This is a genomic window from Deltaproteobacteria bacterium (assembly GCA_003696105.1).
Lineage (GTDB): Bacteria > Myxococcota_A > Polyangia > Haliangiales > J016 > J016.
The window spans coordinates 1-8,001 of the sequence record RFGE01000066.1; the positions used below are offsets into that span (position 1 = coordinate 1).

Below are 8,001 nucleotides of genomic sequence, written 5' to 3' on the forward strand. Positions count from 1 at the left end.
CCCCACGCCACCCGGCACGCGCCCCGCGCACGCCCGGCTCTGGCCCGCGCGCGAGCCGCTCGCCTCCCCCTGCTATAAACCCGTCCCCGTGAGCCTCGTCATCCTCGACAACCTGCGCCTGGCCTTCGGCGGCCAGACCGTGTTCGACGGGCTCAGCCTGCGCATCGGCGATCGCGACCGCATCGGCCTGGTCGGTCCGAACGGCTCCGGCAAGACCACCCTGCTGCGCGTGCTCGCCGGCGAACAGGCCGTCGACAGCGGCGACATCCACCGCGCCCGCCGGCTGCGCGTCGGCTACCTGCCCCAGGACCTCGCCGTGACGGGCGATCTGCCGCTAGCCGAGTTCGTCTTGTCGAGCGTCCCCGGCCGCGCCGACCTGGATCGCGAACTGGCCGACGCCGAACGCGACCTCGAACGCGCGTCGGGCGCGGGCGCCGGTGAGGAGGAACTGATGGAGCTGGCGGCGCGCGTCGCGGACGTCCACGAGCGCCTCGATCATTTCGAGCGGTTCTTCGCCGAGCACGAAGCCCTGCGCATCCTCGCCGGTCTCGGGTTTCGCGCCGACGAGCGCGACCGCAGCATCGCCGAGCTGTCCGGCGGCTGGAAGATGCGGGCGGTGCTCGCATCGTTGTTGTTTCAACAGCCGGATCTGCTCCTTCTCGACGAGCCGACCAACCACCTCGACATGCCATCGGTCGCGTGGCTCAGCGGCTTCTTGCAGCGCTACAACCGCGCTTTCGTGTTGATCTCGCACGACCGCGAGTTCCTCAACGAGCAGATCGATCGCGTCGCGGCGTTCGAACCGGAGGGGTTTCGCCAGTACAACGGCAACTTCGACCAGTATCGCCGACACCGGGCCGAGGAGGAGGAGGTGCTGCGCAACCGCGCGCGCAACCAGGAGAAGGAGCGCGAGCGGATGGAGCGCTTCGTCGAGCGGTTCCGCGCGAAGGCGAGCAAGGCGCGCCAGGCGCAAAGTCGCGCCAAGCAGCTCGAACGCATGGAGGAGATCGAGGTGATCCCGACTCGCCAGACCATGCGGATTCGGTTCCCCGCAGTGCCGCGCACGGTCAACGAGGTCGTCAAGGTCGAGGGGCTGGTCAAGGCCTACGGCGATCACGTCGTGTTTTCCGGGGTCGACCTGTTCGTCCAGCGCGGCGACAAGATCGGCATCATCGGCCCCAACGGCGCCGGCAAGACCACGCTCCTCAAGATCCTGGCGGGCGAGCTGGCGGCGGACGCGGGGACCGTCCGCGTCGGCCGCGACGTGCAGGTCGGCTACTACGCGCAGCACCACGCGGACACGCTGCATCCCGAATCGACCGTCTACGACGAGGTCGCCCGCGTCAATCCCGAGGCCACGCCGACGCGCGTGCGGGCGGTGCTGGGGGCGCTGTTGTTTTCCGGGGACGCCGTGGACAAGCCGATCGCGGTGTTGTCCGGCGGGGAGCGCGCGCGCGTCGCGCTGGCGAAACTGCTGATCAACCCCGGCACGCTGCTGCTGATGGACGAGCCGACCAACCATCTCGATCTCGAGTCGAGCGAGGCGCTCGCCGAGTCGCTGGCCGACTACGGCGGCACCGTCGTGTTCGTGAGCCACAATCGCCGGCTGATCCGCGCGCTCGCCACCAAGATCTGGAACATCGAGGACGGCCGTGTCGAGACATACCCCGGCACGCTCGACGATTACATGTATAGTCAACGGTTGCGGCTCGAGCAGGCCGCGAGCGGCGCGCAGCGGGCGGAGGCGGCCGCCGCGGCGAGCCGGGCGGAGGCGCCGGCGGCCGGCGACGCGGCCCGGCCGGCCGAACGCGGGCGCGGCCGGGACCGCGAGCGGCGCCGGCGGCAGGCCGAGGCGCGCAAGCGGCGCGCGGCCGTGCTCGGTCCGCTCGAGCGCAAGGTCGCCGACCTCGAGGCGCGCATCGAGGCGATCGAGCGGGCGCAGAAGGAGCGCGGCACCGCGCTGTCGGATCCCGCCGTGTACGCCGACGCCGCCCGTCGCGACGAGCTGCTCGGCGCCTACCAGGCGGACGCGCGCAAGCTCGAGGAACTCACGGCGCGGTGGGAGCACGCCGTCGAGGAACTCGACGCGGCGCGCGCCGCGTTCGACGCCGGCCGGTGACGGCCAAACGGCCCCGGGTCGGCCCGGGCGCGCGGCGGGCCGGTCGGCGACTCGGAGTGCACCGGCCGCGATCCACGATCGCGATCCGCCTCGCCGGGCCGGCGAGGCGGGCCGATGAGGCAAGCGGGCCGGTCCGATCTGGTCCAACGCCGCCGGCGCCGCATCGGCGCCGGCAACGCCGCATCGACGTCAGTAGCGCCGCATCGACGGGTCGATGTGGGCCGCCCACGCGTCGATCCCGCCGACGACGTTGTACACGGTGCGGAACCCCTGGCGCAGGAAGTACTCGGCTGCCTGCCGGCTGCGGACGCCGTGGTGGCAGTAGAGCACGAGCGGCGTGTCCTTCGGCATCGCCTCGACTTCGCGGCGCACGTCGTCGTCGAGCAGCCGGGATCCGGCGATCGCGGCGATGTCGCGCTCGCGCTGGGTGCGCACGTCCAACAATTGGATCGGCTCGCCCGCGTCGAGCTTCGCCTTGAGTTCGGCGACCGACAGCGGCTGCACGCGCGGGGGCGCGTTCGGGTTGTCGATGCGGAAGCCGCCGCCGGGGCCGTCGACGAAGTCGATCGTGACGCCGTCGAGCCGCCGGGCGAGGGCCGGCGGCACGGCGAACGGCACGCCGGCGACCTCCACGGCCAGGTCGCGCGCGCCGCGCGGACCGAGGTCGAGGCCGTGCTGCCACTGGCCGTCGACCAGCAGGTGGACGGCCGTCCCGTCGCCGGCGTCGGTGACGGCGCGGCGCAGCGCCTCGGCCGCCGCCTCCGTCACGTGCAGCGCCGGCGGCGCGACGTCGTCCGGCTTGACGCCGAGCGCGTCGTGCAGCTCGCCGGCCTCGTACATCTCGCGGACGATGTCGCAGCCGCCGATGAACGTCTGGTTGACGTACAGCTGCGGAATCGTGGGCCAGTTCGAATAGACCTTGATGCCCTCGCGGATCGCCGGGTCGGCCAGCACGTTGACCGTCTCGTAGCCGCCCGGAATGATCTGATCGAGGATCTGCACGACGGTCGCTGAGAATCCGCACTGCGGAAACGACCGCGTGCCCTTCATGAACAGAACGACGGGGTGGGTCTGGATCAGCGATTCGATGCGCTCGCGGGTGGCGGGGTCGAGACTCATGGCCGCGACATACCATAAGATGTCGGCCGTGCAATGCCCGTGCGGAAACGACGCCGAGTTCGACCGGTGCTGCGGTCCGCTGATTCGCGGGGAGGCGTCCGCCGAGACCGCGGAGCAGCTGATGCGATCGCGCTACAGCGCGTACGCGACCGGCGCGGTCGACTACATCCTGCAAACCCACGATCCGGCCACCGCGGGTGACGTGGATCGCGATGCCACCGAGGCGTGGTCCAAGTCGGCCGAGTGGCTCGGGCTCGAGATCGTCGCGACGGAGGCGGGTGGTCCCGATGACGACGAAGGCGTCGTGGAGTTCGTCGCGCGGTACCGCCTGCGCGGTGCGGACGCGGCCCACCACGAGCGCGCCCAGTTCCGCCGCTGCGACGGGCGGTGGGTGTTCGTCGACGGCGCGCTGGTCAAGCCGAAGACCGTCGTGCGCGACGCGCCGAAGATCGGCCGCAACGATCCGTGCCCCTGCGGCAGCGGCGCGAAGTACAAGCGCTGCTGCGGCCGTTGAGTCACGCGCCGGTCGGGACCGGCAGCCGCAGCTCGGCCAACAGCCGCTGGAGCCCCGACGACAGCGCCGTGCGGCGGCGCCCGCCCAGCGCGCGCGGCTCGACGGCCTTCCGCAGGCGCTTGCGCGCCTCGTGGATCCGCCACGCGACGGTGCCCGGCGCACAGCCCTGGACGACCGCCGCCTCGGCGTGGCTGAGGCCCTGCAGGGTGACGAGCACGACGGACGCCTTGACCTCCTCGGGCAACCGGTCGAGCGCGACCAACAGCCGCCCGTACAGGCGCCGCAGCTCGGTGGCGCGGCGCGGATCGCCGGCGGCGTCGACCGCGACCGCGCGCTCGACGCGAGGGTCGTCCATGTCGGTTTCGCGCCGCCGGTGGCGACTGCGCCGCGCGTTGAGCGAGCGGTTGATCGCCATCCGGTACAGCCACGTAAAGAAGTGGCTGCGCCCTTCGAAGCGATCGAGCGCGCGAAACGCGCCGAGGAACACCTCCTGCGCCACGTCCTCGGCGTCGGACTCGCTGCCGGTCAGGTGGAGGGCGAGCGCGAGGATGCGCGGGCGATAGCGCCGCACCAGCTCTCCGAACGCGCGCCGGTCGCCCGCCTGCGCGGCCGCGACGAGGGCCGCGGCGGCGTCTGTGGCGCGAGGTGGCATGTGCCGTATTAGACGCGCCCGGCGGCCGGCGGGTTTGGAAAAACCGCATCGGTGCGTGATTTCGCTGGGTTGCCTGCGCGCGCACCCCGTTGGCGGGCGCCGTTGGCTACAATGCACTCGTGTTCGCTCGCAGGTGGCTTCGCGCGTCAGCGGTCGCGTGGGCGCTCGCCGCGGTGTCCGCGTGCGGCGGGGACGACCGGCCGGCCGCGCCCCAGCCGGCTCCCGATCGGCCGGCGCCACTGGCCGAACTGCCCGATCGGATCGACGCGGCGCCGGCCGCGCCCGAGCGGGACGCGCCGCTGCGCGACACGACGAGCTTGATCGAGGTGTGGCGCGCGCGCGACGTCGACGGCTGGAAGCATACGTTCGACGAGCGCGCCGACGACCGGCAAGAGGCGGGCGTGGCGCTGCACTGGCTCGCCGTCCGCGGCGATACGATCGTGTGCCGCATCGTCGGTACGGACGACGCCGGGCTCGCCGACCTCGCGGCCGCGGAGGCGCGCGCGGGGGCGCTGGCGGCGGCAGGGGACGCCAAGCGCGTCGACCAGTGGCTGGTGCGCGACCGCGGCGCCGTCGACCTGCCGGAGCCGGGCGACGGCGCGGTCGACACGGTGGTCGCGGTCTACGAGGTGGACGATGTCGACGCATGGCAGGCGGCGTTCGACGCGGCGGCGGACTGGCCCGGCCTCGGCGTCGTCGCGACGCTGGTCGCGCAGGACCGGGCCGACCCGCGCCGCGCGGTGGTGCAGTTCGCCGCGCGCGACGGCGCCGCGCTCGCCGACGCGCTGCAAACCCGTGCGGTCCGGTCGGCGATGAAGAACGCCGGCGTGCGCCGGCGGCCGAAGGTCGTTGCTGCTGCCACCATCGAACTGTCCGCCTATCGACCCACTTATCGACGGTGACCCGCGGCCACAGCGGGGGGCAAGTGGCGGCGCCGGACGGCGCCCCAACGGCCGCGGACCCCGTCGGCGTGCCGCCGCCGTGGTCGTCGCGGCCGCACGGCTGACCCCACAGCGTGGCGTCGGCCCGCCTGCGAGGGCGGCACGGCGCCGCGGGGGATCCTTCGATGGCGCGGTGCGCCGGGTTCGGGCGCCGCGGTGCCGGCCGTCGCGCGCCGCGCGGATCGCCTTTGAGGGGAGGAGCCGTCGTGTGGTACGCCTCGCGCATGATCCGCAAGGCATGTGTCCTCCTCGCAACCGCCGGCTGGCTGGCGTGCGGCGGCGGCGCCAAGCCGACCGCTCGCGCGCCGGCGGCCGCCGAGACCGCTCGCGGCGCGGCGGCGCCCCAGCCCGCGCTGCCCAGGCCGGCGCCGCTGATCGCGCCGATCGCCGCCGACGCGCCGCCCGACCTGCTCGGCGTCGCGGTCGTGCCCAACGCGCGCCAGGCGCTGGCCGACGTCGTCCGTGCGGGGCGCGGCATCCGCGGCGAGCCCCCGCCGCTCGACGACAGCGCGCTGGGCGTCGGTTTCGGCGCGATGTTCGGCGCCGGTCCAGTCGAGGGCGTCGACTACGACCAGCCGATCTGGCTGCTGTTCGTCGACCCGCGCACGACCGACGCGCCGATCGTCGCGCTCGTCGGCGTGGCGGACGCGGCCGCGCTGCGGCGCTGGGCCGACGGCGCCGGCGTCACCGCCGACGCCCGCGGCCGCGTCGCGGTCGTCGGGGCGCCCGGCGCGGTGGCGGCGACGGGCGACTACGCGGTGCGCGTGCTCGCCGCCCGCAAGCCGCCCGCGCACGTGACCGTCACGGTGTCCGTCGATCGGCTGCGCGCCCGATACCCGGCCGAGATCGACGGGTTCATCCTCGCGATGAAGCGCGCAACTCTGCGCGCGCCGAGCCAGAACGAGTCGGTGTCCGGGAACGTCGGCGTCGACGTGATCGAAGCGTGCGTGCGACAGGCCGACGCGGCGTCGTTGTCGTTCGAAGTCGGCGCGGGCGACCTGACGGTCGCGTTCGAGATCCGCGGGGCGCCGGGGTCGACGATGGCGAAGATCGCGAGCGCGCAGCGGCCGAGCGATTTCGCGATCCTCGACGTGTTCGATGTCACCGGCGCGGCCGCGTTCGTCGCCGGCGACGTCCAAATGGGGCCGCTCGCGGATGCCTACGCGGAGATCTTCAGCCGCCTGCTGCCGGCGCTGGGCGCGGACCCCGAAGCCGACTCGCTGTGGAAACAGCTCGCGAGCCAGAGCGCGGGGCCGACCGCGCTCAGGTTGGATCTGTCGCCGATGCGGATGCTCACGGCGTATGCCGTGCGCGACGGGGCACAAGCGCTGCGCCTGCATCGCGCGTTTGCCGCGGCGGCAGGCTGGGGCGCCGGCGGCGTCCGGACCGAGCCGATCGCCACGCCGGCGTTCACCTACCGGGACGTCCCCGTCGACGCGTACAAGTTGTCGTTGAGCCAGGACGAGGCCGCGACGGCCGCGATCGCGCCCCAGATCGCCCGGTGGTACGCGTCGGCGACCATGACGGTCGCCGCGGTCGACGGCTACCTGGTCGGCATCACGGCGCCGGACGCCGCCGCTCGAATGCGCGCCGAGATCGACAGGTTGGCCGCCGGTACGCGGGGCCACGGATCGAAGCTCGCGGCGGTGCAGGCGGCGCGCGAACGCCGCGAGAGCGTCGTCGTGTGGGTCGACATAGGCGCGATCGCCGGGGCGCTCAGGGCCGGCGAGCGGAGCGCGCCGATCGAGATGGCGTTTGGGGTCGGGTTCACCGAGTCGTCGTGGCTGGTCCGGTTCACGATGCCGTTCGACAGCATCGCGGCGATGTCGTCGCTCGACGACGGAGCCGCCGCCGGACCGCCACCGCCGCCACCGACCGACGTGACCCCGCCCCGAGACTGATCGCCGACATCGACGCGCTCGCACTCCGGCATTCCGACCGCCGGCCGTTGCCGTCCGCGCGGCGCGTTGCGACATGCCAAGCTCGCGCGGTCCCCGGGACGTGCGAGGGCGAGCGCGACATCGCGGTCGCCCCGCGCGCGGCGCCGCGCGTCCGCGGGCCCCGCGCGCGCCAGCGCGGTCGCGCGGCGTCGCGCGCGGGCGCACACGGCGCCGCCGGCGCGGTCGCGTCGTGTACCCGGTCGCCGGGACGCCGCGCGGCGGTCAGCGCGCCCGAGCGCGCACGCGGCCGCCGCGGTCGTCGATCGTGAACGTGTGGACGACGACCGTGTTGCGCGGCGGCGGGGCGCCGGCGGAGATGCCGACGAGCGCGCGGGCGATGCAGGCGCGCTCGGCCGGGGCGAGCGCGTCGGCGCGGCCGAAGTAGACGCGGTGCGACAGGCCGTCGGACGCGCGGTAGACGAGGGACGCGCCGAACGTGACGCCGCCGGCGCGGCGCTCCGGCGCCACGCAGTCGGTTGCGGCGGCGAGGGCGGCGCGTGCGCCGGCGTCGGGATCGAACGCCGCCGGCGCCGGTGGCGCGCGGTCCGCGGGCCGAGCCGCCGGTGGCGCGACCGCCGGCGAGGCAGCGTGCGCGGCGGCGGCCGGCGGCGGGCCGGCCGCGGTCGGGGCCGTGGCGCTCGCGGCGGCGGTCGGCGCGGCCGCGGGGGCGGCTGGCGCGTGCACCGCCGCGGTCGGGGCGGCGGCCGGCGCGGAGA

The 8,001-nt window shown here is 74.5% G+C and carries 7 protein-coding genes; 4 read left to right on the forward strand and 3 right to left on the reverse strand.

The genetic code is table 11. The features are described 5' to 3' along the window. The first annotated feature begins 88 nt into the window (after positions 1-88). On the forward strand, positions 89-2,119 hold the full coding sequence (locus D6689_04210; protein RMH43754.1) for an ABC transporter ATP-binding protein: 2,031 nt from the start codon (positions 89-91) through the stop codon (positions 2,117-2,119). Between the two features lie 189 nt (positions 2,120-2,308). On the opposite strand, the gene grxD is transcribed toward D6689_04210, so the two are convergent. Further along, positions 2,309-3,238 carry a Grx4 family monothiol glutaredoxin gene (gene grxD / locus D6689_04215; GenBank protein RMH43755.1) on the reverse strand — a complete coding sequence of 310 codons (930 nt, stop codon included), beginning with the start codon at positions 3,236-3,238 and terminating at the stop codon, positions 2,309-2,311. 19 nt (positions 3,239-3,257) lie between these two features. Here grxD and D6689_04220 point away from each other — a divergent pair, with 19 nt between their 5' ends. After that, positions 3,258-3,752 carry a YchJ family protein gene (locus D6689_04220; protein RMH43756.1) on the forward strand — a complete coding sequence of 165 codons (495 nt, stop codon included), beginning with the start codon at positions 3,258-3,260 and terminating at the stop codon, positions 3,750-3,752. Position 3,753: 1 nt separating this feature from the next. Here the strand turns inward: D6689_04220 and D6689_04225 are convergent, their stop codons facing one another. After that, a complete protein-coding gene (locus D6689_04225) occupies positions 3,754-5,052 on the reverse strand; it encodes a sigma-70 family RNA polymerase sigma factor (protein RMH43760.1) in 1,299 nt (432 codons plus the stop codon). 517 nt (positions 5,053-5,569) lie between these two features. Between D6689_04225 and D6689_04230 the strand changes: the two genes are divergently transcribed. Together D6689_04230 and D6689_04235 are read left to right on the forward strand one after the other, a co-directional pair. After that, positions 5,570-7,246 carry a hypothetical protein gene (locus tag D6689_04230; protein ID RMH43757.1) on the forward strand — a complete coding sequence of 559 codons (1,677 nt, stop codon included), beginning with the start codon at positions 5,570-5,572 and terminating at the stop codon, positions 7,244-7,246. A 47-nt stretch (positions 7,247-7,293) separates the two neighbouring features. After that, positions 7,294-7,554 carry a hypothetical protein gene (locus D6689_04235; protein RMH43758.1) on the forward strand — a complete coding sequence of 87 codons (261 nt, stop codon included), beginning with the start codon at positions 7,294-7,296 and terminating at the stop codon, positions 7,552-7,554. Here the strand turns inward: D6689_04235 and D6689_04240 are convergent. Beyond that, a partial coding sequence (locus tag D6689_04240) for a hypothetical protein (GenBank protein ID RMH43759.1) occupies positions 7,508-8,001 on the reverse strand: 494 nt, incomplete at its 5' end. The two genes, D6689_04235 and D6689_04240, sit on opposite strands and share 47 nt — an antisense overlap.